Annotated in this window: 27 protein-coding genes and 1 pseudogene; 21 read left to right on the top strand and 7 right to left on the bottom strand. The window is 70.1% G+C overall.

Features of this window, described 5'->3' with window-relative positions:
- Positions 1 to 11 precede the first annotated feature (11 nt).
- The 3 genes from bfr to ruvA all read right to left on the bottom strand — a co-directional run bounded on the left by bfr (position 12) and on the right by ruvA (position 1,636).
- Entirely contained in the window at positions 12 to 509 is a 498-nt protein-coding gene (gene bfr / locus AC1DXK_RS06410) for a bacterioferritin (protein WP_043380322.1), read from the bottom strand.
- A gap of 44 nt (positions 510 to 553) precedes the next feature.
- The gene (locus AC1DXK_RS06405; RefSeq protein ID WP_457105090.1) at positions 554 to 826 is read right to left on the bottom strand and encodes a (2Fe-2S)-binding protein; all 273 of its coding nucleotides are present in this window, start codon (positions 824 to 826) and stop codon (positions 554 to 556) included.
- A 192-nt stretch (positions 827 to 1,018) separates the two neighbouring features.
- Complete coding sequence (gene ruvA, locus AC1DXK_RS06400; RefSeq protein ID WP_457105053.1) at positions 1,019 to 1,636, bottom strand: Holliday junction branch migration protein RuvA; 618 nt, start codon at positions 1,634 to 1,636, stop codon at positions 1,019 to 1,021.
- A gap of 133 nt (positions 1,637 to 1,769) precedes the next feature.
- Here ruvA and AC1DXK_RS06395 point away from each other — a divergent pair, with 133 nt between their 5' ends.
- The 17 genes from AC1DXK_RS06395 to AC1DXK_RS06315 all read left to right on the top strand — a co-directional run bounded on the left by AC1DXK_RS06395 (position 1,770) and on the right by AC1DXK_RS06315 (position 16,417).
- A complete protein-coding gene (locus tag AC1DXK_RS06395) occupies positions 1,770 to 2,393 on the top strand; it encodes a YceI family protein (protein ID WP_457105054.1) in 624 nt (207 codons plus the stop codon).
- Positions 2,394 to 2,468: 75 nt separating this feature from the next.
- The gene (locus AC1DXK_RS06390; RefSeq protein ID WP_457105055.1) at positions 2,469 to 3,395 is read left to right on the top strand and encodes an N-carbamoyl-D-amino-acid hydrolase; all 927 of its coding nucleotides are present in this window, start codon (positions 2,469 to 2,471) and stop codon (positions 3,393 to 3,395) included.
- Between the two features lie 3 nt (positions 3,396 to 3,398).
- On the top strand, positions 3,399 to 3,797 hold the full coding sequence (locus AC1DXK_RS06385) for a hypothetical protein (RefSeq protein ID WP_457105056.1): 399 nt from the start codon (positions 3,399 to 3,401) through the stop codon (positions 3,795 to 3,797).
- A gap of 209 nt (positions 3,798 to 4,006) precedes the next feature.
- Positions 4,007 to 4,321, top strand: coding sequence for a 50S ribosomal protein L21 (gene rplU, locus AC1DXK_RS06380; RefSeq protein ID WP_238286425.1), 315 nt, complete (start codon positions 4,007 to 4,009; stop codon positions 4,319 to 4,321).
- An 85-nt stretch (positions 4,322 to 4,406) separates the two neighbouring features.
- Positions 4,407 to 4,673 carry a 50S ribosomal protein L27 gene (gene rpmA / locus AC1DXK_RS06375; RefSeq protein ID WP_457105057.1) on the top strand — a complete coding sequence of 89 codons (267 nt, stop codon included), beginning with the start codon at positions 4,407 to 4,409 and terminating at the stop codon, positions 4,671 to 4,673.
- 185 nt (positions 4,674 to 4,858) lie between these two features.
- Positions 4,859 to 5,479: a GNAT family N-acetyltransferase gene (locus AC1DXK_RS06370; protein ID WP_457105058.1), complete on the top strand. Its 621-nt coding sequence runs from the start codon at positions 4,859 to 4,861 to the stop codon at positions 5,477 to 5,479.
- 89 nt (positions 5,480 to 5,568) lie between these two features.
- Positions 5,569 to 6,597: a GTPase ObgE gene (obgE, locus tag AC1DXK_RS06365; protein WP_457105059.1), complete on the top strand. Its 1,029-nt coding sequence runs from the start codon at positions 5,569 to 5,571 to the stop codon at positions 6,595 to 6,597.
- Positions 6,598 to 6,766: 169 nt separating this feature from the next.
- Entirely contained in the window at positions 6,767 to 7,882 is a 1,116-nt protein-coding gene (gene proB, locus AC1DXK_RS06360; RefSeq protein ID WP_457105060.1) for a glutamate 5-kinase, read from the top strand.
- Between the two features lie 159 nt (positions 7,883 to 8,041).
- Positions 8,042 to 9,340: a glutamate-5-semialdehyde dehydrogenase gene (locus tag AC1DXK_RS06355; protein ID WP_457105061.1), complete on the top strand. Its 1,299-nt coding sequence runs from the start codon at positions 8,042 to 8,044 to the stop codon at positions 9,338 to 9,340.
- A gap of 19 nt (positions 9,341 to 9,359) precedes the next feature.
- A complete protein-coding gene (locus AC1DXK_RS06350) occupies positions 9,360 to 10,034 on the top strand; it encodes a nicotinate-nucleotide adenylyltransferase (RefSeq protein ID WP_457105062.1) in 675 nt (224 codons plus the stop codon).
- Positions 10,035 to 10,093: 59 nt separating this feature from the next.
- Positions 10,094 to 10,480, top strand: a complete 387-nt coding sequence (gene rsfS / locus AC1DXK_RS06345) for a ribosome silencing factor (RefSeq protein WP_457105091.1) — start codon at positions 10,094 to 10,096, stop codon at positions 10,478 to 10,480.
- Between the two features lie 13 nt (positions 10,481 to 10,493).
- Complete coding sequence (gene rlmH / locus AC1DXK_RS06340) at positions 10,494 to 10,988, top strand: 23S rRNA (pseudouridine(1915)-N(3))-methyltransferase RlmH (protein WP_457105063.1); 495 nt, start codon at positions 10,494 to 10,496, stop codon at positions 10,986 to 10,988.
- A 6-nt stretch (positions 10,989 to 10,994) separates the two neighbouring features.
- Positions 10,995 to 12,362 (top strand): murein hydrolase activator EnvC family protein, encoded by a 1,368-nt coding sequence (locus tag AC1DXK_RS06335; protein ID WP_457105064.1) that lies wholly within the window; start codon positions 10,995 to 10,997, stop codon positions 12,360 to 12,362.
- Complete coding sequence (locus tag AC1DXK_RS06330) at positions 12,362 to 13,702, top strand: S41 family peptidase (RefSeq protein ID WP_457105065.1); 1,341 nt, start codon at positions 12,362 to 12,364, stop codon at positions 13,700 to 13,702. Before AC1DXK_RS06335 ends, AC1DXK_RS06330 begins: the two co-directional genes overlap by 1 nt.
- A gap of 173 nt (positions 13,703 to 13,875) precedes the next feature.
- A complete protein-coding gene (locus tag AC1DXK_RS06325) occupies positions 13,876 to 15,114 on the top strand; it encodes a divergent polysaccharide deacetylase family protein (protein WP_457105066.1) in 1,239 nt (412 codons plus the stop codon).
- Positions 15,115 to 15,208: 94 nt separating this feature from the next.
- A complete protein-coding gene (locus AC1DXK_RS06320) occupies positions 15,209 to 15,763 on the top strand; it encodes an RNA pyrophosphohydrolase (protein ID WP_457105067.1) in 555 nt (184 codons plus the stop codon).
- Positions 15,764 to 15,787: 24 nt separating this feature from the next.
- Entirely contained in the window at positions 15,788 to 16,417 is a 630-nt protein-coding gene (locus AC1DXK_RS06315) for a DUF2939 domain-containing protein (protein ID WP_457105068.1), read from the top strand.
- Between the two features lie 84 nt (positions 16,418 to 16,501).
- Here AC1DXK_RS06315 and AC1DXK_RS06310 read toward each other — a convergent pair whose 3' ends face one another.
- Complete coding sequence (locus AC1DXK_RS06310; protein ID WP_457105069.1) at positions 16,502 to 16,867, bottom strand: photosystem reaction center subunit H; 366 nt, start codon at positions 16,865 to 16,867, stop codon at positions 16,502 to 16,504.
- Between the two features lie 25 nt (positions 16,868 to 16,892).
- Positions 16,893 to 17,324 (bottom strand): response regulator, encoded by a 432-nt coding sequence (locus tag AC1DXK_RS06305; protein ID WP_457105070.1) that lies wholly within the window; start codon positions 17,322 to 17,324, stop codon positions 16,893 to 16,895.
- 207 nt (positions 17,325 to 17,531) lie between these two features.
- Here AC1DXK_RS06305 and AC1DXK_RS06300 point away from each other — a divergent pair, with 207 nt between their 5' ends.
- The 4 genes from AC1DXK_RS06300 to AC1DXK_RS06285 all read left to right on the top strand — a co-directional run bounded on the left by AC1DXK_RS06300 (position 17,532) and on the right by AC1DXK_RS06285 (position 21,165).
- Positions 17,532 to 18,206, top strand: a complete 675-nt coding sequence (locus AC1DXK_RS06300; protein WP_457105071.1) for a YoaK family protein — start codon at positions 17,532 to 17,534, stop codon at positions 18,204 to 18,206.
- Positions 18,203 to 19,216: a WD40 repeat domain-containing protein gene (locus AC1DXK_RS06295; protein ID WP_457105072.1), complete on the top strand. Its 1,014-nt coding sequence runs from the start codon at positions 18,203 to 18,205 to the stop codon at positions 19,214 to 19,216. Before AC1DXK_RS06300 ends, AC1DXK_RS06295 begins: the two co-directional genes overlap by 4 nt.
- Positions 19,217 to 19,294: 78 nt before the next feature.
- Positions 19,295 to 19,819 carry a DUF2937 family protein gene (locus tag AC1DXK_RS06290; RefSeq protein WP_457105073.1) on the top strand — a complete coding sequence of 175 codons (525 nt, stop codon included), beginning with the start codon at positions 19,295 to 19,297 and terminating at the stop codon, positions 19,817 to 19,819.
- A 107-nt stretch (positions 19,820 to 19,926) separates the two neighbouring features.
- A complete protein-coding gene (locus AC1DXK_RS06285) occupies positions 19,927 to 21,165 on the top strand; it encodes a peptide ABC transporter permease (protein WP_457105074.1) in 1,239 nt (412 codons plus the stop codon).
- 4 nt (positions 21,166 to 21,169) lie between these two features.
- On the opposite strand, the pseudogene AC1DXK_RS06280 reads toward AC1DXK_RS06285, so the two are convergent.
- Both AC1DXK_RS06280 and AC1DXK_RS06275 read right to left on the bottom strand, forming a co-directional pair.
- Positions 21,170 to 22,182: pseudogene (locus AC1DXK_RS06280) on the bottom strand (alpha/beta hydrolase).
- A 116-nt stretch (positions 22,183 to 22,298) separates the two neighbouring features.
- On the bottom strand, positions 22,299 to 23,600 hold the full coding sequence (locus AC1DXK_RS06275) for an RsmB/NOP family class I SAM-dependent RNA methyltransferase (protein WP_457105092.1): 1,302 nt from the start codon (positions 23,598 to 23,600) through the stop codon (positions 22,299 to 22,301).
- Positions 23,601 to 23,746 lie beyond the last annotated feature (146 nt).

Genomic DNA, 23,746 nt, shown 5'->3' with positions numbered 1-23,746 from the left:
CCCGATCGACGTTACTCCTTCTCCGGAGCAATCTGCTCAAGGCCACCGATGTGCTTCTGGGCGTAGAGCGGCAGGCCGATCTGCTTGATCAGTTCAAGCTGCGTCTCGAGGAAATCGATGTGACCTTCCTCGTCCTCGGCCAGATCCTCGAACAGGCGCTTCGAGACGCGGTCGTTGATCGAATCGCAGTACTTCGCGGCCTCGAGGTAGAGGCTGCGGGCCTCGTTCTCGGCGGCGAGATCGGAATCGAGGATCTCCTGCACGTTCTGGCCGATCCGCAGCGGGTCGAGCTCCTGCAGGTTCGGGAACCCGTCGAGGAACAGGATCCGGTCGATGAACCGGTCGGCGTGGTTCATCTCCTCGATCGATTCCTTGCGCCAGAACTTCGCCAGCTCGACGTAGCCCCAGTCATTGAGCATGCGGAAATGCAGCCAGTACTGGCTGACCGCCGTCAACTCGCTGCGCAAGCCGCGGTTGAGATACTCGATGACCTTGGTGTCGCCCTTCATGCCCCCGTACTCCTTACCGTGTTTTCAGGCGGGGGGCAGAAGCATCAGGCCGCGACTCCCTCATCCGCAATCTGGAACTTCACCAAACTGCAGGCGCTCGCGCAAGTCGTCGTGCAGGCATGGCTGCCCTCCACATGCGACGCTTCGCCCAGGGCATTCTGCATGATCGAACGGATCGTCCGGGCGCAGCGCCCGCATTTCGGGCTGCAGCCCAGGCAAGCATAAACCTGGGCGGGGGTCCTGGGGCATCCGGGACCGGGCGCAAGGCAGCTGCGGACAGCGCCGTCCGATAAGACGTTACAAGAACAGACGATCATGCGCGCCGCAAATCCCGTCATCCCCGCGTCCAGAAGGGTCGTCTATGACCCCTCTGGGTACTCGCGGCAGTTTAGAAGAATTGAAAACTAGCTGGCTTTTCAATGCTTTATTGGCCGCGGTCGACATGGCACCGCGGCCTTCGCGGGTCAAGGGCAGCCGATTCAACCGTGCCCCAACTGTTTTGTTGGGTGTCAGCGGGCGAGTTCGCGCAGGCCGAGCCGGATCAGCACTTTGGCCTCGGCGCCCTCCCCTGCGGCCTTGACGGCCGCGGTGATGGCGGCGGCCGCCTGGACCTGCGGGTAGCCGAGATTGATCAGGGCCGAGACGGCGTCGGCCACTGGCTGAGGCGCCGCGCCCTCTGCGACGGCGCCCGCCAGCGCGACCAGCGCCGGATCGAGCGGCGCGAAGGCCGGAGCCTTGTCCTTCAGCTCGGCCGCCAGCCGAGCCGCCAGCCGCGGTCCGACGCCGGGAGCCCGGCTGATCGCGCCCTTGTCGCCGGTGGCGATCGCGCCCGCCAAGGCGTCGGGTTCCAGCACCGACAGCACGCCGAGCGCGACCCGTGCGCCGACGCCCTGCACGGTCTGGAGCAGGCGGAACCACTCCCGCTCGGCATCCGAGCGGAAACCGTAGAGCCGGATCATATCCTCGCGGACATGCGTCTCGATCGACAGCTCTGCGGGCTCGCCGACCTTGGGCATGCGCTGCAGCGTCCGCGCCGAGCAATGCGCGATGTAGCCGACCCCGGAGACGTCGAGGATCACGAAGTCCTCGCCGAACGAATCCACGACGCCCCTGAGCTTGCCGATCATGCCACGCCTGCCGCTGTCGCGGGATGCCTACAGAAGCGCGGCGCCCTCCGCCAGACATGCTTGAGCGCGCGGGACGTTCATGAAACTACGGGCGCTGCGTCGGCCGAGCTTGGCCGGGCCTTGGGGGATGACCATGCGCGCGCCACTTCTCGCCCTGATCGGCCTGCTGAGCGTCGGTTCAGCCCGGGCGGCGGACGATCCGGCCGCTTCGGTGGCGCCCAGTGCAGACCCGACCCAGGTGCGGCCGGGCACCTACGTGCTCGATCCGGATCACGGGAAGATCACGTGGTCGGTCTCGCATCTCGGCTACTCGACCTATTACGGTCAGTTCACCGGCGTGGCGGGCAAACTCGAGCTCGATCCGAAGGCCCCCGAGAAGAGCCGACTGGAGGTGAGCGTGCCCCTGGGCGGCGTGATCACCGGCAGCCAGCGGCTGAACGAGCACCTTGCGGCGCCCGACTTCTTCGATACGGTCAAGTTTCCGACCGCTACGTTCACGGCCACCAAGGTCGAACCCACCAGCCCGACCACGGCTCGGATCACGGGCGATCTGAACCTGCGCGGCGCCGTCCGGCCCTTCGCGATCGACGCGACCTTCAATCAGGCCGGCATCCATCCGGTGGATCAGCGCTATACGGTGGGCTTTGACGGACGGGCGGTCATCAAGCGCTCCGAATTCGGCATCAACGCCTATCTGCCGCAGCTCGGTGACGAGGTGAGCCTGCGCATCGAGGGCGAGTTCAAGGCCGCGCCCTGACCGAACCGGTGACGCCCTGCAAAGCCGGGTGTCGCCAGCCGCCGTCGCGGCACCGCAGCAGAAGGATGGCCAGGCATGACCAAGCTCGTCGTCGGCGGCGCCCAGATGGGTCCGATCCAGCGGGGCGACGGCCGCGACGCCGTCGTCGCCCGGATGATCGCCCTGCTTGAGCGGGCCGCGGCCGCGGGCGTCGAGATGCTGGTGTATCCCGAGCTGGCGCTGACCACCTTCTTCCCGCGCTGGTACATGGCGGATCTCGCCGAGGCCGACCGGTACTTCGAGCGCGCCATGCCGAATGCCGCCACGGCTCCCCTCTTCGACCGGGCACGGGACCTGCGGATCGCGATCTCCTTCGGCTACGCCGAGCTGACGCCGGAGGGCCGGCGCTTCAACACCGCGATCCTGACCGACCGGGCGGGCCGGATCATCGGCACCTACCGGAAGATCCACCTGCCGGGGCACAGCGACTACGATCCGGAGCGGACGCACCAGCACCTGGAGAAGCGCTACTTCGAGCCCGGCGATCTCGGCTTCCCGGTCTGGCGCAACGAGGGCGTCGTGATGGGCATGGCGATCTGCAACGATCGGCGCTGGCCCGAGACCTATCGGTGCCTCGGTCTGCAGGGCGTCGAGCTGGTCATGATCGGCTACAACACTCCGTCGGTGAACAGCCAGAACGGCGCCGAGGGGCTGGCGAAACGCCTGTTTCACTCCGACCTGTCGCTCCAGGCGGGCGCCTACCAGAACGCGACCTACGTGATCGGGGTCGCGAAGGCCGGCCTCGAGGACGGACATCCGCTGATGGGGGGCTCGATCATCGTCGATCCCGACGGCGTCGTGATCGCCAGGGCCGAGACGGAGGACGACGAGCTGATCACGGCGTCCTGCGACTTTGCCGCCTGCGCATTCGGCAAGAGCACGATCTTCGACTTCGCCCGGCATCGCCGCCCCGAGCATTACGGGCGCATCACCGCGCAGGTCGGCACCACCGTGGAGGTTTGAGCCGTGCGGAAGCCCAGTGTCCTCGGGACGATCCTGGCCCTGGCCGTCACCGGGTCGGTCTGCGCCCAGGCTCCGGCGCCGGCCCAGCCGACCGCGCCTGCGGCCGCGACCTCGCCCCTGGACAATTACGCGGCGGCGGCGGCCACCACCATCATCGCCGAGCAGGCGTGTCCCGGCGTCCAGGTGCGGGCCGGACAGCTCACCACGCTCCGTCTCGCCGCGCGCGTGAATGCCAGCCAGGAACCCATGTTGCAGGAGAAGCTGCGGACCCGCGCCACGCAGGTGCGCCAGCAGCTCGCGGCGGACGGCCGCGAGGCCTGGTGCACCGCGGCGCTGGCGTCGTTCGGCCCGGAGGGTACCGTCGCCAAGGGAATCCTGGCGACCGGCGCGCCGATCCGATGATCCGGCCGCGCACCACTGCTCGCCCGCGCCGCACGGCCTCAAGGATTGACAGGATGCAGCCACCCCCGTAGTGACCCCGCATGGCGCGCGGCCTCATTCGGGGTCCGCGCGTTTCGCGTTGTCCGGGCTCCAGCCCGTGCAATGACTTCAAACAAGAAGCCGGTCCAGGGGCAGCCGCCCCGGAGGCCGTTCGAGAACACGAGAGAACGATGTTCGCAGTCATTAAGACGGGTGGTAAGCAGTACCGCGTCGCCGCCAACGACACCATCACCATCGCCACTCTGGCGGGCGAGGCCGGCGAGGCCGTGACCTTCGGCGAGGTCCTCCTGTTCGCCGACGGCGCAGGCGCGACCCAGGTCGGTGCCCCGACCCTGTCGGGCATCAGCGTCACCGGCGAGATCGTGCGCCACGGCCGCGACAAGAAGGTCATCGCCTTCAAGAAGCGCCGCCGGCAGAACTCGCGCCGGAAGCGCGGCCACCGGCAGGACCACACGGTCGTGCGCATCACCGGCATTTCGGCCTGACGCACGTCAGACGCTGGGCGCGTCAGGGTCCCTGAGGACCTGATCCGCGACCGCATCAAACCCATCAGAATTCGGAGTTCATCCCATGGCACACAAAAAGGCAGGCGGCTCGTCCCGCAACGGTCGCGATTCGGAAGGCCGGCGCCTCGGCGTTAAGAAGTTCGGCGCGGAAGCTGTGATTCCGGGCAACATTATCGTGCGTCAGCGCGGCACCAAATGGCATCCCGGCGCCAATGTCGGCATGGGTAAGGACCACACGCTCTTCGCGCTGGTACCGGGCCATGTCCGCTTCGAGACGCGCCGCGGGCGCGCCTTCGTGGCCGTAGCGCCGCTGGCCGAGGCCGCGGAATAACAGGCGGGCGCCCAAGCGGCGAAGCTGGCGTCCCGCCCGGTGTCCCACACCGGACCGGAGACGTCGTTCCCGAGCCCCTGACGGGCCGGTTCGGACGGAACACCGGGGAGGATGGGACGCCATCCTCCCCTTCGTCGTCTTGAGGCGGTGCCCCGGAGCCGGGAACGCCGCCCTGCGAGGGCACGATGTTCCCCGATCTGACCCGTGATGACGTCTTCCGCATCGAGACCCGGCGGCTGTGGCTGCGTTGGCCCACTGCCAAGGACCGGGCCGCGATCCTGAATCTCGCCGGCGATCCCTCCGTCGCCGCGATGCTGGCACGGGTTCCGAACCCGCTCCCAGCCCCGGTTGTGGATGCCTTCCTGCTCCAGGCCCGTGCCGGGAACGCCGCCGGAACCGGCCTGACCCTCGCCCTGGCGCTGCGCGCAGCGCCGGCGAAGTTGATCGGAATCGTCAGCATCCACGATGGGATCGGCGCGGTGCCCGAACTCGGCTATTGGCTCGGTCAGCCCTTCTGGGGCAACGGGCTGATGCGCGAGGGGGTCTCAGCGCTCTGCCACGCGTTCTTCGCATACGCCGGCGGAGAGGAGCTCGCCGCGTCGGCGCGGACCGTCAATCCGGCATCCCGGCGCGTTCTGGAGGCGTGCGGTTTCCAGCAGTCCGGCACGGGGACCCGGGATTTTCCGGCGCGAGGCGAGGCATTGCCCGTGGATCTGTTCCGACTGGAGCGGCGACAGTGGCTGATGTCGGTTTCCGAGCCGGCTGAGACGCCGGCCATGACAGAAGCCATGACACGGGCCGCCTGAGGCGGTCAGGCGGGGCCGGCGGTTGCCGGCGACCGCCGACTGGATGATGGTGCGGGTCGCGGATCCGCACCCGATTAGGGATTCGAGCCGTGAAGTTCCTCGACGAAGCCAAGGTCTATGTCCGCTCCGGTGACGGCGGTCCCGGCTGCGTCTCGTTCCGGCGGGAAAAGTTCATCGAGTTCGGCGGCCCGAACGGCGGCGACGGCGGACGCGGCGGCGATGTCTGGGTGGAGTGCGTCGAGGGGCTCAACACCCTGATCGACTACCGCTACCAGCAGCACTTCAAGGCCAAGAAGGGCGAGCACGGCATGGGCTCGAACTGCCACGGCGCCAACGGCTCCGACACGGTTTTGAAGGTTCCTGCCGGCACGCAGATCTTCGCCGAAGATGGCGAGACCCTGCTCGCCGACCTGACCGAGGTCGGACAGAGGATCCGCCTCGCGAAGGGCGGCAACGGCGGCTTCGGCAACGCCTATTTCACGACCTCGACCAACCGCGCCCCGAAGCACGCCAATCCCGGCCTGGAAGGCCAGGAGATGTGGATCTGGCTGCGGCTCAAGCTGATCGCCGATGCCGGCCTTGTCGGGTTGCCGAACGCCGGCAAATCGACCTTCCTGGCGAGCGTCACGGCGGCCAAGCCCAAGATCGCCGACTATCCGTTCACGACCCTGCACCCCGGCCTCGGGGTCGTGCGCTCGGATGGGCGCGAATTCGTACTCGCCGATATCCCCGGTCTGATCGAGGGCGCCCATGAGGGCGTCGGGCTCGGAGACCGATTCCTCGCCCATGTCGAGCGCTGCCGCGTGCTGCTGCATCTCGTGGACGGCACGAGCGAGCATTCCGGCAAGACCTACAAGCTGGTCCGCGGCGAGATCGAGGCCTACGGCAACGGTCTCGCCGAGAAGCCCGAGGTCGTGGCACTCTCCAAGGCCGATGCCCTCGATGCCGAGACGCTCAAGAGTCAGGTGGCCAAGCTGAAGCGCGCGGCCGGTCGCGCGCCGCTGGTCCTGTCCTCGGCGAGCCGCAAGGGCGTGCCAGAGGCGCTTCGGGCGCTCCAGGCCGAAATCGACGCCAGCGCGGAGGCGGAGCGGCAGCCGGTGGCGGCTTGGCAACCGTGACCAGGATGCCTCTGCCGGGGCGTCAGGCGCGCGTTCGAGGTCGCTGAGACGTCCGCGGCTTCGAGGCCGGCCGGCGCGAGATCGCGGCCTGCACCCGTGTGTCCGGGCGGCTGTTCAAGGGTCTGCTCTTCGTTCAAACCGCTCCTGTCGGCGCGCCTCTGCTAGAAACATGATCCCTGCCCTCGAAGAATTCCGCCGCGTGGTCATCAAGGTCGGCTCGGCCCTCTTGGTGGACCGAGCCGCCGGCCGCTTGCGGCACGCCTGGCTCGCGGCCCTGGCCGAAGACATCGCCGAGCTGCACGCGCGCGGCGTCGATGTTCTCGTCGTGTCATCGGGAAGCATCGCCCTGGGCCGGACGGTGCTCGGGCTGCCGCCCGGCGCCCTGCGCCTGGAGGAGAGCCAGGGCGCGGCCTCGGTGGGTCAGATCACCCTGGCGCGACACTGGGCCGAAGCGCTAGGCCATCACGGGATCGTCGCCGGGCAGATCCTGGTGACGCCCCAGGACACCGAAGAGCGCCGCCGCTACCTCAACGCCCGGGCGACCGTCCTGAAGCTCCTCGAGATGCGCGCAGTGCCGGTGGTCAACGAGAACGACACGGTGGCGACCTCCGAGATCCGCTACGGCGACAACGACCGGCTCGCCGCGCGGGTCGCCACCATGATCGACGCCGACGTACTGGTCCTTTTCTCGGACATCGACGGACTTTACACAGCGCCGCCTCAGAGCGATCCGGAGGCCCGCCACCTCGCCGTAGTCGAGCGCATCACGCCCGAGATCGAGGCCATGGCCGGCGGCCCGGCCTCCGAGCTGTCGCGGGGTGGCATGCGCACCAAGGTCGAGGCGGCCAAGATCGCGGCCTCCGGAGGCACGCACCTCGTGATCGCCGACGGACGCGGAAAGAACCCGCTGAAGGCCGTGCGGGAGGGCGCGCGCTGCACGTGGTTCCTGTCCGGCTCCACCCCCACAGCGGCCCGGAAGACCTGGATCGCGGGCTCGCTGGAGCCGCGGGGCACCCTCACGATCGACACGGGCGCCCTGCAGGCCCTGCGCAGCGGAGCCAGCCTGCTCCCGGTCGGTGTCCGGGCGATCGAGGGCAACTTCTCGCGCGGCGACGCCGTGATGATCCGGGATCCTGAGGGGCGGATCCTCGGGCGCGGTCTGGTCGCGTATGACAGCGCCGAAGCCGCACTGATCATCGGTCATCCGAGCGCGCGCATCCCGGAACTGTTGAACTATCCCGGCCGCGCCTGGATGGTGCACCGGGATGATTTGGCATTGTTCTAGAAATCATCCTCCTGTTTATGCGGATCTACAATCTTCATAGATCCGAGCATTGTCCCCACCGGTGCTTCGGCACCCTTGTCGGGACGGCGCCCGATATGCAAAGACGGCGCTGAACCCATGGCGGCTCTGTCGAGGCCGCCGCGAAGCGAGGACGCCAGCGTGCCCGTCCTGAACCTGAGATCGGACTTCGCCGAGGCCGACGCACTGCCGGAGCAGATGGCCGCCATCGGCCGCCGCGCCCGCGCTGCGGCCCGCCGGATGGCGCTCGCCTCGGCGCGAACAAAGGACGTGGCCCTCAAGCTGATCGCCGAACGAATCCGGGCGAGCCGTGAGGAGATCCTGAGCGAGAACGCCCGGGACGTCGCCGCCGCTCGCGCCGCCGGCCAGAGCGCCGCGCTGATCGACCGCCTCACCCTCGATGCCGGGCGCCTCGCCGGGATCGCGGATGCGGTGGAGAAGGTCGGCTCGCTGGCCGATCCGGTCGGGCGCCAGCTCGCCGCGATCGAGCGCCCCAACGGATTGCTGATCGAGCGCATCGCCGTGCCGCTCGGCGTCGTGGGCGTGATCTTCGAGGCGCGCCCAAACGTGACCGCCGATGCCGGCGCGCTGTGCCTCAAGGCCGGCAATGCCGCGATCCTGCGGGCCGGCTCCGACAGCCATCGCAGCGCCATGGCGATCGCGCGGGCCATGAGCCGCGGCCTCGCAGATGCCGGCCTTCCGGAGGACGCGATCCAGCTGGTTCCGACCCGTGACCGCGCTGCCGTCGGGCTGATGCTCGCCGGCCTCGATGGATGCGTCGACGTGATCGTGCCCCGGGGCGGCCGTGGCCTCGTGGAGCGCGTCCAGGCGGAAGCGCGCGTGCCGGTCTTCGCCCATCTGGACGGCATCAACCACGTCTACGTCGCCGCGGCGGCCGACCTCGACATGGCGCGCACCGTTCTGCTGAACAGCAAGATGCGGCGCACCAGCGTCTGCGGCGCCGCCGAGACCCTGCTGGTCGACCGCGCCTGCGCGGCGACGCATCTTGCGCCGCTGGTCCACGCGCTGCTCGACGCCGGCTGCGCCGTCCGCGGCGATGCCGAGACGCGCGCCGTCGACCCGCGGGTGACCGCCGCCTCCGAGGAGGATTGGCATACCGAGTATCTCGACGCGATCATTGCGGTGCGCGTGGTCGACGGGATCGCTGCGGCGATCGAGCATATCGAGACCTACGGCTCGCATCACACCGACGCGATCATCACCGAGGACGATGCCGAGGCGACCCGCTTCCTGGCCGAAGTCGATTCGGCGATCGTGACCCACAACGCCTCCACGCAGTTCGCCGATGGCGGCGAATTCGGTTTCGGCGCCGAGATCGGCATCGCCACCGGGCGGATGCACGCGCGCGGGCCGGTGGGCGTCGAGCAGCTGACCACGTTCAAGTACCGCGTCCACGGCAACGGTCAGATCCGCCCGTGAACCGCGCTGAAGGTCCGGCGTGCGGCTGATCCTGCCGCCGTCCGCCGCCGGCATGCGGATCGGCCTCTACGGCGGATCCTTCAACCCCGCCCATCTCGGACACCGGCACGTCACCCTCTCGGCGCTGCGTCGGCTCGGCCTCGATAGGGTCTGGTGGCTGGTCAGTCCCGGAAACCCGCTGAAGAGCCGGAACGCCCTTCCCTCCGTGGCGGAGCGCTGCGCCCAGGCGCGGCGCCTCGCCCGGCATCCGCGGATCGCCGTGACCGGCTTCGAGGCGGTCCTGGGCGTCCGCTTCACGGTCCAGACCCTGCGCTTCCTCACGCGCCGGCACCCGGGCGTTCACTTCGTCTGGATCATGGGAGCCGATTCGCTCGCCACCTTCCACCGCTGGAAGGGCTTCTCCGAGATCGCGCGGCTGATGCCGATCGCCGTCATCGACCGGCCCGGCTTCACCATGACGCCGCTGAGCGCGCGGGCCGCACGACGCCTCGTCGGCGCCCGGATTCCTGAGGTGGCGGCCCCGACCCTCGCGCTGCGGCCGCCGCCCGCCTGGGTATTCCTGCACGGTCCCCGCTCGCCGCTGTCGTCGACCCAGATTCGCGAGGGCATGCGCGGAAGCATGGGTCGACCCGCGGCGGCGCGGTTGCAATCGAGGCCCGATACCGCCAATTTCATGGTCTCCCGCGAGGCCTGACGTCGCTGCGCGGCAAACGAGGAACCAGGACTCTGCCCGAGACCAGCCGCACGGAGACGATCCGCACTCCAGTCCACACCCCGGCCGAACCCGGTCAGGCGCGTTCGGACGACCTGAAGGCGCTCGCCCTCGGATGCCTCGACGACATGAAGGCCGAGGAGACGATCGCGATCGATCTGGCCGGCAAGACGTCGCTCGCCGATACGATGATCATTACGTCGGGCCGCTCGCAGCGACACGTCGGCTCGATCGCCGACAAGATCGTCCAGGAGATGAAGACGCGCGGCTTCGGCAACGCGCGGGTCGAGGGCCTTCCGGCCTGCGACTGGGTGCTGATCGATGCCGGCGACGTGCTCGTTCACATCTTCCGCCCCGAGGTTCGCGGCTTCTACAATCTCGAGAAGATGTGGGGCGCCGATCGCCCGGTGGGGATCGCGGCGAGCTAGGTTCGAGCCGCCCGTGCGCCTGATCCTCGCGGCGGTCGGGCGACTGAAGGCCGGACCGGAGCGCGAACTCGCGTCACGTTATCGCGACCGCGCCGCACAACTCGGACGCGGCCTCGGCTTTCCGGCCTGCGACAGCGTCGAAGTCCCGGAATCCCGCGCGCGCCGGGCCGTCGACCGGTGCGCCGAGGAGGCGGCCGCGATCACGGCTCACCTGGCGCCCGGCGGCGTCCTGATCGCCTACGACGAGCGCGGTCGCGCCGACCTGGGGAGCGAGGCGCTCGCAGACCGGATCGCGACGTGGCGCGATGCCGCCCGTCCGGCGCTGGTGGTGATGATCGGTGGCCCGGACGGTCTGGACGCCTCAATTCGGACGAAGGCGGAGCTGATCCTGTCGTTCGGGGCCGCCACCCTGCCCCACGGACTCGTGCGCGTGCTCGCCTTCGAACAGCTCTACCGCTCTCTGACGATCCTGGCCGGGCACCCGTATCATCGCGGCGAAGCGGGCTGAGCCGCCGTGGCGATCCTCGACATCGGTTCCGCCGCGGACCCGGCGCCCCGGCGGGCGCTCCCGGCCCTCGCCCTGCTGACCCTCGTCGCGTTCGGTTCGGTCGCGCGGGCCGAAACCCCGCCGCCGACGGATGCCGCAGCCATCCAGCGCGCCGACGAGGAACGGGTGCGGCGGGCCGAGAACCTGAAACGAGTGCAGGATGCGCTCGCCGCCAGCGCCGGCCAGCGGACCCAGTTCGAGGCCGAAATCGCCGCCATCGGGTCCGACCGGGCCAAGCTCGACGCCGCGCTTCTGGATGCCGGCCGGCAGGCGCAGGCCACGGAGGACCGGCTCAGCCGCCTGGAAGAGCGCCTGAAGGCGATGAGTGAGAGCGAAGCCGCGATCCGCCACTCGCTCCAAGGCCGGCGTGGAATCGTCGCGGAGATCCTGGCCGCTCTCCAGCGCATGGGCCGGCGGCCGCCGCCGGCCGTGCTGGTGAGCCCCGAGGACGTGCTCGCCGCGATCCGGACCTCGATGCTGCTCGGTGCGGTGGTGCCGGAACTGCGCGGCGAGGTGGACACGCTGGCGGCTGATCTCGCGGAAATGATCAGGCTGCGCGGTTTGATCGCGCAGGACAAGGAAGGCCTGTCCAACGACCTCGCGGGCTGGGCGCGGGAGCAGCAGCGGCTCCAGGCGCTGGTCGCGGCCCGCCGGGCGCGGCAGGCCGAGGTCGAGAGCGGGCTCACCGCCGAGCGCCGCCGCGCCGCCGAACTCGGCGCGCAGGCCAAGAGCCTGAAGGACCTGCTCGACCGGACGGAAGCCGAGGTCGTCGCCGCCAAGCGCAGCGCCGAGGAGGCCAAGGCGGCGGCCGAGCGGGAAGCACGGGTCACCCAGGAACGCTTCGCCGCGGCCGGGTTCCGCGATCCGGCCCGTCTGGCCCCGAAAGTGCATTTTGCCGAGGCGCGGGGCGAAGTGCCGCGCCCGGTGAGCGGACGCGTGGCGCGCGGCTTCAATCAGCCCGACGGCAATGGCGGGACGACCCGCGGGGTGTCGTTTACGACCCGTCCGAAGGCGTCCGTGTCCTCGCCGGCGGACGGGTGGGTGCAGTTCGCGGGGCCGTTCCGGTCCTACGGGCAACTCTTGATCATCAACGCTGGCGACGGCTACTATCTTTTGCTGGCGGGGATGGATCAGATCAGCGTCGAGGTCGGCCAGTTCGTGCTTGCGGGCGAACCGGTCGGCGGCATGGGCGACAAGGGCGCGGGCTCCGCGGGGTCCGAGGGCGATCCAACCCTGTACGTCGAGTTCAAGAAGGACGGCGGCTCCATCGATCCGGAGCCGTGGTGGGCGAAGAGCCCGAACAATACGGTACTTGGCGAGAAGGTTCGCGGCTGATGCGCAAGACTTCCCTGATCATGCTCGGCGCCTTCCTGGGTGCCGGCACTTCCATGGTGGCCACCCAGACCGACTTCCTGTCGGGTTCGCGGGCCGTCGCCGCGTCGGCCGAGACCTATCGCCAGCTCAGCCTGTTCGGCGACGTCTTCGAGAAGGTCCGCACCGACTACGTGGAGAAGCCGGACGAATCGAAGATGATCGAGGCGGCCGTCAACGGCATGCTGACCTCCCTCGATCCGCATTCGAGCTACATGGACGCCAAGGCGTTCCGCGACATGCAGACCACCACCCGCGGCGAGTTCGGCGGGCTCGGCATCGAGGTCACCATGGAGGACGGCCTGATCAAGGTCGTCACGCCGATTGACGACACGCCGGCCGCCAAGGCCGGCCTGCTCGCCAACGACGTCATCACGCAGATCGACGACGACCAAGTGCAGGGCCTGACCCTGAACCAGGCGGTCGACAAGATGCGCGGCCCAGTGAACTCGAGCGTGAAGCTCAAGATCTCCCGCAAGGAGTCGAAGGATCCGATCGACGTCACGCTCACCCGTGACGTGATCAAGATCAAGCCGGTGCGCTCGAAGGTGGAGGGTGGCGATGTCGCCTACATCCGCCTGACCCAGTTCAACGAGCAGACCTTCGACGGCATGCGGGCGGCGATCGACAAGCTGTCGAGCGACATCGGCGCCGACAAGATCAAGGGCTACGTCATCGACCTGCGCAACAACCCGGGCGGCCTGCTCGACCAAGCCGTGATGGTGTCGGACGCGTTCCTCGACCGCGGCGAGATCGTATCCACCCGCGGCCGCAATCCGGACGAGACGCAGCGCTTCTCGGCCAAGGCCGGCGACCTGACCAAGGGCAAGCCGGTCGTGGTTCTGGTGAACGGCGGCTCGGCCTCGGCCTCGGAGATCGTGGCCGGCGCCCTGCAGGATCACAAGCGCGCGACCATCATGGGGACGCGCTCCTTCGGCAAGGGCTCGGTGCAGTCGATCATCCCGCTCGGCGGCTCCGGTGCGCTTCGGCTCACCACGGCGCGCTACTACACCCCGTCGGGCCGCTCGATCCAGGCGAAGGGCATCGAGCCGGACGTTGAGGTAATGCAGGACGTTCCCGACGAGCTGAAGGGCAAGGACGAGACCAAGGGCGAGGCCGGGTTGAAGGGCCACCTGAAGCAGAAGGACACCGACGAGCGCGGCGGTTCCTCCGCCTACGTCCCGCCGGATCCGGCCAAGGACAAGCAGTTGATCTCGGCCGTCGACTTCCTGCACGGCATCCAGAAGGGCGCCGCCAACGGGTCGCCCGCCGCGCAGCAGCAGAAGCCCAGCCTTCCGAACTGATCGCGCGGACGCGCGGCAGATGCGACCCGATCCCGTCCGGCCTCCCACCGGGCGGGATTTTTCTTTCCCGGTCCGGGCGTTAGCGGAACGTTAACCATACCGGCCAGCAATGGTCCCGGGAGACGGCGCCGCGTCAGGAGGCGCGGCAGCCGTGATCCCGCATCGAGATCCGCTTGACCGAGTCCACCGACGATATCCTCACGCGCCCCCTCGGGGTGCCGGAGGCGGAGGCGCCGGAGCAGCCCAAGGGCCGGTTCGGGCGGCTGATCGCGACTGTCCGGCGGCCCCGGGTGGCGGCCGCCGCGATCGCCGCCGGCTTTGCGGCGGCCACCGGTTTGGTCCTTGTCCTCGGCGATCCCCAGGGCGGCGAGCCCCGGGTTCAAGTCGCGATCGCGGTGCGCGAGCCCGCGATGCGGCCGACCGTTCAGGCGCCGCCCGCCCCGCAGGCGCAGATCGTCACCACAACACCGGGCACGGCAGCGCTTCAACGCAGCGCCGAGGAGATCGAAACCGCATCCGGCGTGACGGTGGTACGGCCGCCCGGCAGCGGACCGAGCGAGGCGGTCGTGATCCGCGTGCCGCGGCCCACCGCACCCCGTCTCGCGCCCGCTCCGGACCCGCGTATCAGCGAAACGGGTCGTCACGGTCTCATGCCGAAGCTCGGCGAAGGCCGCGTGCGCGCCCTCGACGTCTACGCCCGACCCGAGGAGACCGGCTCCGGCCCACGCATTGCCATCGTCGTAACCGGCCTGGGTGTTGGCCAGTCTGCCACCGCCGGCGCCACCGCACGCCTGCCCGCCGCCGTGAGCCTCGCCTTCCTCCCCTACGGCGGAGAGGCCGAGCGCGCGGCTGCGCGCGCCCGGGATGCCGGCCACGAGATTTTCCTGCAGCTGCCGATGGAGCCGTTCGACTATCCGGATAGCGATCCGGGGCCGCAAACCCTGCTGACGGCCCTCAAGGGTCCGGAGAATTCCGATCGCCTCGCCTGGGCGATGACCCGCTTTCCGGGCTATGTCGGCGTCGCGAATTTCATGGGCTCCAAGCTGATGGCCGATGCCGCCTTCGAGCCGATCCTGCGCGAGATCGGCGCACGGGGCCTGGGTTTCCTCGACGACGGCACGGCGCCGAAAGCCGCGACGGCTCCGGCCAACAAGAGCCGGACGCCCATCGCCCGCGCCGAGATCGTCCTCGACGCGACGCCGCGCGCGGATGCCATCGACGCGGCCCTCGCGCAGGCGGAGTCGAAAGCACGCGCCAGCGGCTTCGTCCTCGTCTCGGCGAGCGGCACGATGCTCAGCGTCGACCGGATCGCGCGTTGGGCGAAGGAGATCGACGGGCGCGGTCTTCGCCTCGTGCCGGCGAGCGTGGCGCTCCGCGGCGCCCGCGACAAGCGGGTTTCAACGGCGGATTGAGAGCAGGCGTGCCTGGAGTTCGTCCGAGTCGATCCGAGGGCGGCCTGACCGCCGAAGACTTGCGCGCCGTTGCCGCATCGACCAGGGCTGACCTATGGTCGTTCCGATGACGATGGATTCGGATCCGGACGGCACCCTGCCCTATCGGCCCTGCGTGGGCATCACCCTGATCGCGCCGTCCGGCGGCGTGTTCGTCGGGCGTCGCAGCAAGGATGCCGGCCCCGAGCACGTTGCCGGGCCGCACATGTGGCAGATGCCACAGGGTGGCATCGATCCCGGCGAGGAGGCCGAGGCGGCTGCGCGCCGCGAACTCTACGAAGAGACCAACGTGCCCCCCGAGGCGGTGAAGCTCCTCGCCGAACTTCCGGACTGGCTCGCCTACGACCTGCCGCCCGCGGTGATGAAGCAGGCCTGGAAGGGCCGGTATCGCGGGCAGACGCAGAAATGGTTCGCCTACGGCTTTCTGGGCAGCGAAGACCTGATCGACGTGCTCAGCCCCGGCGGCGGCGCCCACAAGGCGGAATTCGACGCGTGGCGCTGGGCGCGGTTCTCGGAACTCCCCGATCTCATCGTCCCGTTCAAGCGGCCGGTCTACGAGGGCGTGGTTGCGGCGTTCTCCGACCTCGATCGGTGGGCGACCCGGCCATGAGCGCGCGGACGGGGCTCTGAGGCCGTGCGCTGGCTCGCGGTCCCCCTCGCCCTCGCCCTCGCGTGGCTCGTCTTCACGATGAGCCCGCTCTGGTCGCTCTACGACCTCGCGCAGGCGGTGCGCCGTCACGACGCCGCCTATGTCGAGAGCCACGTCAACTTTCGGACGCTGCGTCTCTCTCTGGTCCGTCAGATCACGGCAGCGATGCGCATCGCATCCGAGACCGATCCGGATCTGGAACCCCGCGACCGCCAGCGCCTCAACGACGCCGCCTACGGCCTCGCCCTGGCCCTGGCCGAGACGATGGTGACGCCCGACACGGTGATGGATCTCCTCGCCAACGGTTGGCCCGACAAGCTCGACGTGGAGCGGCCCGCTGGCGCGCGCCCGGAAGGACTGGCGATCCGCAGCCTCGCACGGCTCATGCCCTATTACGGCGCACTGGAGATGCGCGGGTTCCGCGCCGTGGTGATCCCGATCCCGCCCGAGGGCTCACGGGCCGAGCGCACGCGCATCCGGCTGCGTCTGCGCGGCCTGAGCTGGCGCCTCGTGGATATCGAGATGGCCGATGTGCTGCGCGACCAGATCGCCGCCAAGCTCAGCCGGGCACTGGCGCGCGCCAAGATCGGGGCGAGTGCCGGCGAGGAGCGCTGACGGGCACGGCGCCGGCGCGCAGGCGCGCGACCGACCGCTTCGGCGCCGGGCCGGCAGCCGCGTGCGCGGGTCGTGCGTCGCGGGTCACTTGGCCTTCGGGCTGCCGGCGGCGTCCTTGGGCTCGCGCGCCTCGATCAGGTCCTCGGCCTTCTCCTCGTCGGTGTCCCCGCCCTGCTCGATGGTCTTGCTCGGGTTGGCCAGAAGCGACCGCACGATCCCGAGAAGGACTTCGCACTCGCCGGGGAACTTGTACGTCTCGAGAACGATCGCGGCATCCCGGAGAGTCCGCAGGTCGCGCACCATCTGGGCGTTGGCATCCTCGCGCAGCGCGCTCTTCTTGGCGATCGCCTCCTCGATCTGCGCGCCCTTCACGTCACAGGCGGCCCGGGCGGGCGATGCTGCGGCCGCGACGGCAAGAGCCAGGGCGATTGCTGGAAGGGTGCGCCACATGGCGAATTGTCCTCGGAGTTCCGGTTCAGACGGCGTGCAGGAGGGTGGCGCGCAGGACATCCTGCGCGAGGGACACGAGCTGGCTCGGGCGATAGGGCTTCGGCACGAACACCGAGCCCGGAACGGCCTCGCACGCCGGAAGACAGGCCCGACCGCCGGAGGTGTAAACCACCGGGAGTTCGGGACAGAGCCGGCGCGCCCGACGCGCCAGGGACAGGCCGTCCGTGTTGCGGGCCAGATCGATATCGGTGAAGAGCAGATCGACGCTCTCCCGGACCAGGATCGTCTCGGCCTCCCAGGCATCGGCCGCGGTGAGCACCCGATAGCCTTCGCCGAGCAGCGCCTCGGCAGCCAGCTCGCACACGGTAGGCTCATCCTCGACCACGAGGATCGTGGCCAAGGCCTGGTCCGGGACGGGGATGGACGGGCAGACGAAAGCGGCGGCGAACGGAACCATGACGCAACTCCCACTCACCCGGCGGGGGCCCGACGGCCCCGGACCGGATCGTAGGGGCAACGGCCCCTCCCGACGCGGCGTTCACCGTGATTGCATCGAATTGCTCGGGTTTGGTGAGCGGTGCGTTAACCGCGGCCCGGCTGCCCTGAACGAAGTCGCCCGAATGGTTAACAGAGGGTTACCGCGATCCGGCGCGGGGGCCGAAGCATGAACCGCCGCTGGCAGCTCGGCGTCGGGCTCCTCCTCACCGGCCTCGCCGGATATGTCGATGCCCTCGGCTTCGTCCGCCTCGGTGGCCTCTACACGTCGTTCATGAGCGGCAACACCACGCAGCTGGCCGTCTTCGGCGCCGAGGCCGATCCGCACCGCATGATCCTTCCGGCGATCCTGCTCTTCGCCTTCCTCACCGGGTCGGTTCTCGGCAGCGGCCTGGCGATCCTCGTGCCGAGTCCATGGACGACGCCCGCGGTGCTCGGCTACGAATCCTTGCTGATCCTGGGCGGGATGGGCCTCGGCCTCGAATCGCCCGAACTCGGCCTTGCGGCCTTCTTCGTCGCGGTGGCGATGGGTTCCCAGAACGCTGTTCTGGCCCAGGTGAGGGGGTTCAGGGCCGGCACCACGTTCGTGACCGGTGCCCTGTTCAGCCTCGGGCAGAAGATCGCGCAGGCGCTGACCCGCACCGGGGCCCCCCTGGGCTGGATCGGCGACGGCCTGGTTTGGGTGTCGCTGCTGGTCGGTGCCTTTCTGGGCGCGCATGCCTATCAGCGCGTCGCCCTGTACGCGCTGATCGTACCCGCCGCGATCTCCGGCGGCCTGGCGCTATTTACAGCCTTTCTGGTCTTGCGCGCGGGTCAGCCCGCCGCGAAGGTTCCCCCGACATGAACAGCCCCGTCAGCAATCCGTCCCTCACCAGCCACGTCGCCGCCCTGGAGCCCGGCGCCCACGTCGTGGCAGCGCACTTCCTGAAGGACGTCCCGGTGCTGGCCCTCAGCGACGGGACCGTCGTCCTCGCCCATGAGCCGGCCCTGACCCGGATCACGGCCCATCCGGACGGCGGCATCCTCGTCGCGGCCGGCGGCGGCGATCACCTGCTCGCCGGCGGTGACGATGGCCGTGTCGTCGCCATCCGCGCCGACGGAAGCGTGGCGCAGCTGGGCCTCGCGAAGGGCGGCGCCTGGATCGATGCCCTCGCGATCCACCCGGATGGGGCCGTGGCGTGGTCGGCGGGCCGCACCGTCGTGGCGCGGGATGCCAAGGGCCGCGAGAAGGCGTTCGAGGCGCCCTCGACCGCCCGGGGCCTCGTCTTCGCACCCAAGGGTTACCGGCTCGGCGTCGCTCACTACAACGGCGTCAGCCTTTGGTACCCGAACCTGGAAACGCCCGCCGAGGTCGTCAGCTGGAAGGGTTCGCATATCGACGTGACGTGGTCACCGGACGGGCGTTTCGTGGTCTCGACCATGCAGGAGAATTCCCTGCACGGCTGGCGCCTGCAGCCCGATCGCGGCCACATGCGGATGTCGGGGTATCCCGGCAAGGTCCGCTCGATGTCGTGGTCCTCAGACGGGCACTGGCTCGCCACCAGCGGCGCCGAGGCGGCCATCGTGTGGCCGTTCGACACGAAGGAAGGGCCGACCGGGAAGGCGCCGCGGGAATGCGGCGTCCGCCCGGCCCGGGTCTCACGCGTGGCTTTCCACCCGAAGGCGCCGGTGCTGGCCATGGGCTACGAGGACGGCTGCATCCTGCTCGTCCGCTTCAACGACGCGGCGGAATTGCTCGTTCGTCCGGCCGTTCAGGGCAGCGGCGTGACGGCGCTCGCCTGGGATGGTCGCGGCGGCCGGCTGCTGTTCGGCTGCACCGACGGCAAGGCCGGCCTGCTGACCCTGCCGGGCTGAGCCCCGTCGAGCCTGGCTGGAACCCCGTCCGGCCGCGTGCTCTTTGTCGGTGGTCGATTCCCATACCGGAGGCCTGACATGTTCCGCGTGTTCCGCACCTTCGGTCTCGCGCTCGGCCTGCTCGGCGGCGTGGTCGCCGCCCAGGCCCCCGAATTCGCCCAGCAATATGCCCAGCGGCTCGGCGGCGCCGCGGACGAACTGCGCCGCCAAGTGGCGGTGCTGCAATCGGACGCCGAGGCGTCGGGGACCACCCGTGACGGCGCTGTCGATCGGCTGCGCACAAATCCAGACCAGCTGGTGGCCCGCCGCGGCGAGGCCGCCCGAGCCGATATCGCGCGCCTCGCCCGGCTGAATGCCCAGCAGGAGGCTCTGGCGACGGCGACGAGCCCCCTGGGGCGAGTCGTCGCCATGCTACACGATCCCGATCTGCCCGTCGCGGAGGCCGCCTATCGCGAATTCAGCCCGGCCGTTCCCACCAGCGCCGATGGACTCGCCGCGGGTCTGATCGGGTTCTTCGTGGCCTGGGGCGGGTGGCGGGTCGCATCGGATGTCGGCCGGCGGGCCGTGCGCCGGCGGCCCCGCGAGACCGCCACCGTGGCCTGAGACCAGTTCAACGCGGCCGGGAGTGTGGCGCAACGTCTACAGCGGCTTGCGCGAGCCTTGCGTATCGAGCAGGGATCCGGCCGTCCCGGTCCGGGAGAAAGCGCAAGATGCCGCGCGCGTCGAACTCAACCACCATCGATCCGGCGCTCGACGCCGCCGCGCTCCTGCGGCGCATCGGCTTCTTCGGCCTGTTCGTGGTGCTGCCGGTTCTGGCGCAGGTCGCCCGCCGCGCCTCCGTGATACTCGCCCCGATCGCCGTCATCCTGCTGATCATCGCCAGCGTCATCGATCGTCGCCAGCGTCCGGTTCGCCCGGCAACCCAGCGGCTGCTCACATCGCCGGCCTTCCTGGCCAGCATGCTGGTGGTGCTGTGGTCGGCCCTGTCGCTGACCTGGACGCCGTTCCTGGGCCCGGCCCTGGAGCGGTTGGCCAACCTGGGCGCCACGATTGGGCTGGCGCTTCTCGGCTATCTCGCCCTTCCCGATCGAATGCGCTCGGCGAATCTCTACCTGCTGCCCCTCGGTGTCGTGGCGGGGGCCATCGTGGCGATCATGCTCGGGCTGTTCGGTGCCCACATGGCGTCCTCCGGGACCGCGGATGACGGCGCGCTGGATCGCGGCCTGGTGCTCCTGATCCTGCTGCTCTGGCCGGCGCTCGCGTGGCTCCGGTCCCGGCGCCGCGACCGCGAAGCCCTCGGGCTCGCCCTTCTGGTCGCCCTCGCCCTCACGGTCCAGCCCGACGGAACCCAGATCGCCGCGCTGTCCGTCGGCGCCCTCGCCTTCGCGGTGACGAGCTACCGCACGCGCCTCGGCGTGATGCTCACCGCCACCCTGTCGGCCGGCCTACTCGCTGTCGCGCCGCTGCTGCCCTTTCTCGCGCGGCCTGTAGGCGCCGCCATCCTGGGACCCCTCGCGCCGGCAGTGCTGTCGCTGAAGAGCTGGCAGAAGGTGGTGACCGCCGACCCGGTGCGGCTCATCACCGGTCACGGTTTCGAGACGGCCCTGCGAGGCCGCCTCGTCGGGCTGCTACCGGTGAATGCGCCGACCACTGCGCTGTTCGAATTCTGGTACGAACTCGGCATCGTCGGAGCGCTCGCTGCCGCCTTCGCGCTCTACGCCTCGGTCCGCCGGGCCGGGCGGGACGGACCGGCGCTGGTTCCGGGTGCGATGGGCTGTTTCGCCGCCACCTTCACGGTGGCCTGCCTCAGCGTCGGGCTCACCGCGATATGGTGGCTCTCGACCGTCGCGATCGCCATCGTGGTCTTCGTGGCGGTGGAGCGCGGCCAGTTCCGCACCAGCCGGCCGAAGGTGGCCAAACTGCACCGCCTGCAGACCCGCGAAGGCTGAGCGGTCAGGACCGCAGGAAGCCGTGCAGGCGGATCCAGGCCAGGAACAGACCGGGCCAGGCCGCCGCGGGCGTTCCGGGCGCGCCGAGGCCGAAACCGTGACCGCCGCGCTCGAACAGATGCAGCTCGGCCGGGACATGCGCCTTGCGCAGGGCCGAGAACATCAGCAACGGATGATCCGCTACGGCGACGGGATCGTCGATCGCCTGGACCAGAAACGTGGGTGGCGTCTCCGGCCCGACCTGGAGATCGACCGAATAGGTCTTCATCTCGTCGGGCGTCACCTCGTCGCCCACCAGGATGCGGCGCGTGTGGGTCCGGTCGAACGGCTTGCACATGGTGATGACCGGGTAGATCAGCCCGGCGAGCCCCGGCCGGATGGGCTGGGCGTCGGCGGCATCGACGGCCGCGTAGAGATCGCGGGCGCTGCCGACCGCGGTCTCACCCATTAGATGGCCGCCGGCCGAGAAGCCGAGGACGCCGACGCGAAGGGGATCGATGCCGAATTCCGGACCGCGCGACCGAATCAGCCTCAGGGCACGCTGCGCGTCCTGCCGGGGAGCATCCGGCCCGGAGCCCCAGCCCTCGGCGGGCAGACGGTAGACCAGCAGGAAGACCGTGACGCCGGCCGCGTTCAGCACACGGCCGACGGGGACGCCCTCGTTGCCGAGGGCGATGAACTCATACCCGCCCCGGCGGCGACGATCATCGCTGCACCGTTGGGATGGGCCGGCCGCATGACCAGGAGACAGGGCCGCGCAACCCGGGTGACATCGCCGAACATGCCCTCGACGTACCGATAGCCGTCCGCGGCCGGCCCGGTGCCGCCGCCGGGCGGCTCGTCCGGCCAGAGGTCGATGACCTGCAGCTCCGCACCGGGCAGGGAGCGCGGCAGAGCGTGGACCGCCTCGTGCGGGGCCGGAGCCGGTGCCGTGGGCACATCGATCTCCGCCTGAGCCCTGCGAAGCCCGATAGCGGTGCCGAGACCGGCAAGCAGGAAGCGGCGGTCGAGGCGCAACGGCATCTCCCGGACTGGAGCTGATCTCGGAACCGCCTGCGGCCCGTCCCGGCTCCCACGGGAGCGCCGGTCCAACGCCGCGGGTGGCGATGCGGGTTCCGTCTCGGCGGTGAGCCTCAGCCGCGTCGCGCGATGACGGACACGTAGAACCCGTCGGTACCGGTGCGGAGCGGGCTCATCTGCACCCCATGGACGGTGGTGCGCACCGCCGTGCGGAGGGAATCCGGTCCCGCCGCGAGCACGTCCTGCGGGGCGACCACGTCGAACCGGCCCCGCCAGCGCGAGAGCAATCCGGCCACGGCCGCGTCGTTCTCCGCGGACAGGAGCGAGCAGGTGATGTAGACGATCCGGCCCCCGGGTTTCACCAGCTTGGCCGCCCGATCGAGGACCTGGACCTGCTCGGCCGTGCGGAGCGCGAGACTCCCGGGCCGCAGCCGCCATTTCGCGTCGGGATTGCGTCGCCAGGTTCCGGACCCCGTGCACGGCGCGTCGACCACCACCCGATCGACCTTGCCGTCGAGATCCTCCAGCACGTCGGCCCGTGCCTTGCCGCTGCGCGGAGTCCGCACCTCGGCCTCGGCGCCGGAGCGGCGCAGGCGTTCGTGGATCGGCGCGAGGCGACGCGGGTCGCCGTCGGTAGCGATCAGGCGGGCCTGATTTCCGGTCTCGGCTGCGAGGGCCAGGGTCTTGCCGCCGCCACCGGCGCAGAGGTCGACGATGGTCTCCCCGGCGCGCGGCGCCGCTAGGAGCGCGGCGAGCTGCGAGCCCTCGTCCTGGATCTCGTACCAGCCCTCCAGGAACTCGGACTCGACATGGAGCGCCGGCCCGCGTCCGTCGGCGCCGATCGGGATGCGCAGGCCGAAGGGGGCGTGGGGCGTCGGGGCGGCGTCGAAGGCGGCGAGCGCCGGCATCACCGCGTCGCGGCTGCCGCGCAGGGCGTTGACCCGGATATCGAGGGGCGCCCGTCGGGCGAGCGCCTTCAGTTCCGGAACGAGGTCGTCGCCGAGCGTCGCGGCGAGGTCAGCAAGCACGAAGGCGGGCGCGTCCCCGGCGACTTCGGGCGGGGCATCCTCCAGCGTGCCGCCTTCGAGGCGCGCGCGCTCGTCGTCGCTGAGCGGTTCCGGTGCGAAGCGCTCGCCCGAGAACAGCGCGGCCACCGAGCCGGCCGCGAGCCCCTGTTGGAGGCGCAACGCGCCGATCAGGATGGCGCGCGGCGTGTCCGAGCCCATGATCCAGGCCGCCGAGGCCCGCCGCCGCAGGGCGTCGTACACGAGGCTGGCGATGCCTGCCCGGTCACCGGACCCGGCGAAGCGATGGGCGAGACCCCAATCCTTCAGGGCGTCGGCGGCGGGCCGGCGATGCACGGCGATATCGGTCAAGACTTCGATGGCGGCGGAGCAGCGAGCGGCGGGGGTCAGCGGTCGGATCCTTTCGGAAAGCGTCAACGACGACGTGAAACGGCCACGCTTGGCCCACGATGCCGCCACGATACGGCCGAGCTTCCTGCACGTTCGCGGCGCAGACCGTCACGCGGATGGTCCGCAATGCGGGCCGTCGCGTGTCG

The organism is Methylobacterium sp. P3_A11 (assembly GCF_056403155.1).
The sequence above is the reverse complement of the archived record's forward strand: the minus strand, read 5'-3'. Positions and strand labels throughout refer to the sequence as shown.

Coding starts and splice junctions, on each gene's coding strand:
- bfr (WP_043380322.1), bottom strand. CDS start 509: ATGAAGGGCGACACCAAGGTCATCGAGTATCTCAACCGCGGCTTGCGC.
- AC1DXK_RS06405 (WP_457105090.1), bottom strand. CDS start 826: ATGATCGTCTGTTCTTGTAACGTCTTATCGGACGGCGCTGTCCGCAGC.
- ruvA (WP_457105053.1), bottom strand. CDS start 1,636: ATGATCGGCAAGCTCAGGGGCGTCGTGGATTCGTTCGGCGAGGACTTC.
- AC1DXK_RS06395 (WP_457105054.1), top strand. CDS start 1,770: ATGCGCGCGCCACTTCTCGCCCTGATCGGCCTGCTGAGCGTCGGTTCA.
- AC1DXK_RS06390 (WP_457105055.1), top strand. CDS start 2,469: ATGACCAAGCTCGTCGTCGGCGGCGCCCAGATGGGTCCGATCCAGCGG.
- rplU (WP_238286425.1), top strand. CDS start 4,007: ATGTTCGCAGTCATTAAGACGGGTGGTAAGCAGTACCGCGTCGCCGCC.
- rpmA (WP_457105057.1), top strand. CDS start 4,407: ATGGCACACAAAAAGGCAGGCGGCTCGTCCCGCAACGGTCGCGATTCG.
- AC1DXK_RS06370 (WP_457105058.1), top strand. CDS start 4,859: ATGTTCCCCGATCTGACCCGTGATGACGTCTTCCGCATCGAGACCCGG.
- proB (WP_457105060.1), top strand. CDS start 6,767: ATGATCCCTGCCCTCGAAGAATTCCGCCGCGTGGTCATCAAGGTCGGC.
- AC1DXK_RS06330 (WP_457105065.1), top strand. CDS start 12,362: ATGCGCAAGACTTCCCTGATCATGCTCGGCGCCTTCCTGGGTGCCGGC.
- AC1DXK_RS06320 (WP_457105067.1), top strand. CDS start 15,209: ATGGTCGTTCCGATGACGATGGATTCGGATCCGGACGGCACCCTGCCC.
- AC1DXK_RS06310 (WP_457105069.1), bottom strand. CDS start 16,867: ATGTGGCGCACCCTTCCAGCAATCGCCCTGGCTCTTGCCGTCGCGGCC.
- AC1DXK_RS06305 (WP_457105070.1), bottom strand. CDS start 17,324: ATGGTTCCGTTCGCCGCCGCTTTCGTCTGCCCGTCCATCCCCGTCCCG.
- AC1DXK_RS06300 (WP_457105071.1), top strand. CDS start 17,532: ATGAACCGCCGCTGGCAGCTCGGCGTCGGGCTCCTCCTCACCGGCCTC.
- AC1DXK_RS06295 (WP_457105072.1), top strand. CDS start 18,203: ATGAACAGCCCCGTCAGCAATCCGTCCCTCACCAGCCACGTCGCCGCC.
- AC1DXK_RS06290 (WP_457105073.1), top strand. CDS start 19,295: ATGTTCCGCGTGTTCCGCACCTTCGGTCTCGCGCTCGGCCTGCTCGGC.
- AC1DXK_RS06285 (WP_457105074.1), top strand. CDS start 19,927: ATGCCGCGCGCGTCGAACTCAACCACCATCGATCCGGCGCTCGACGCC.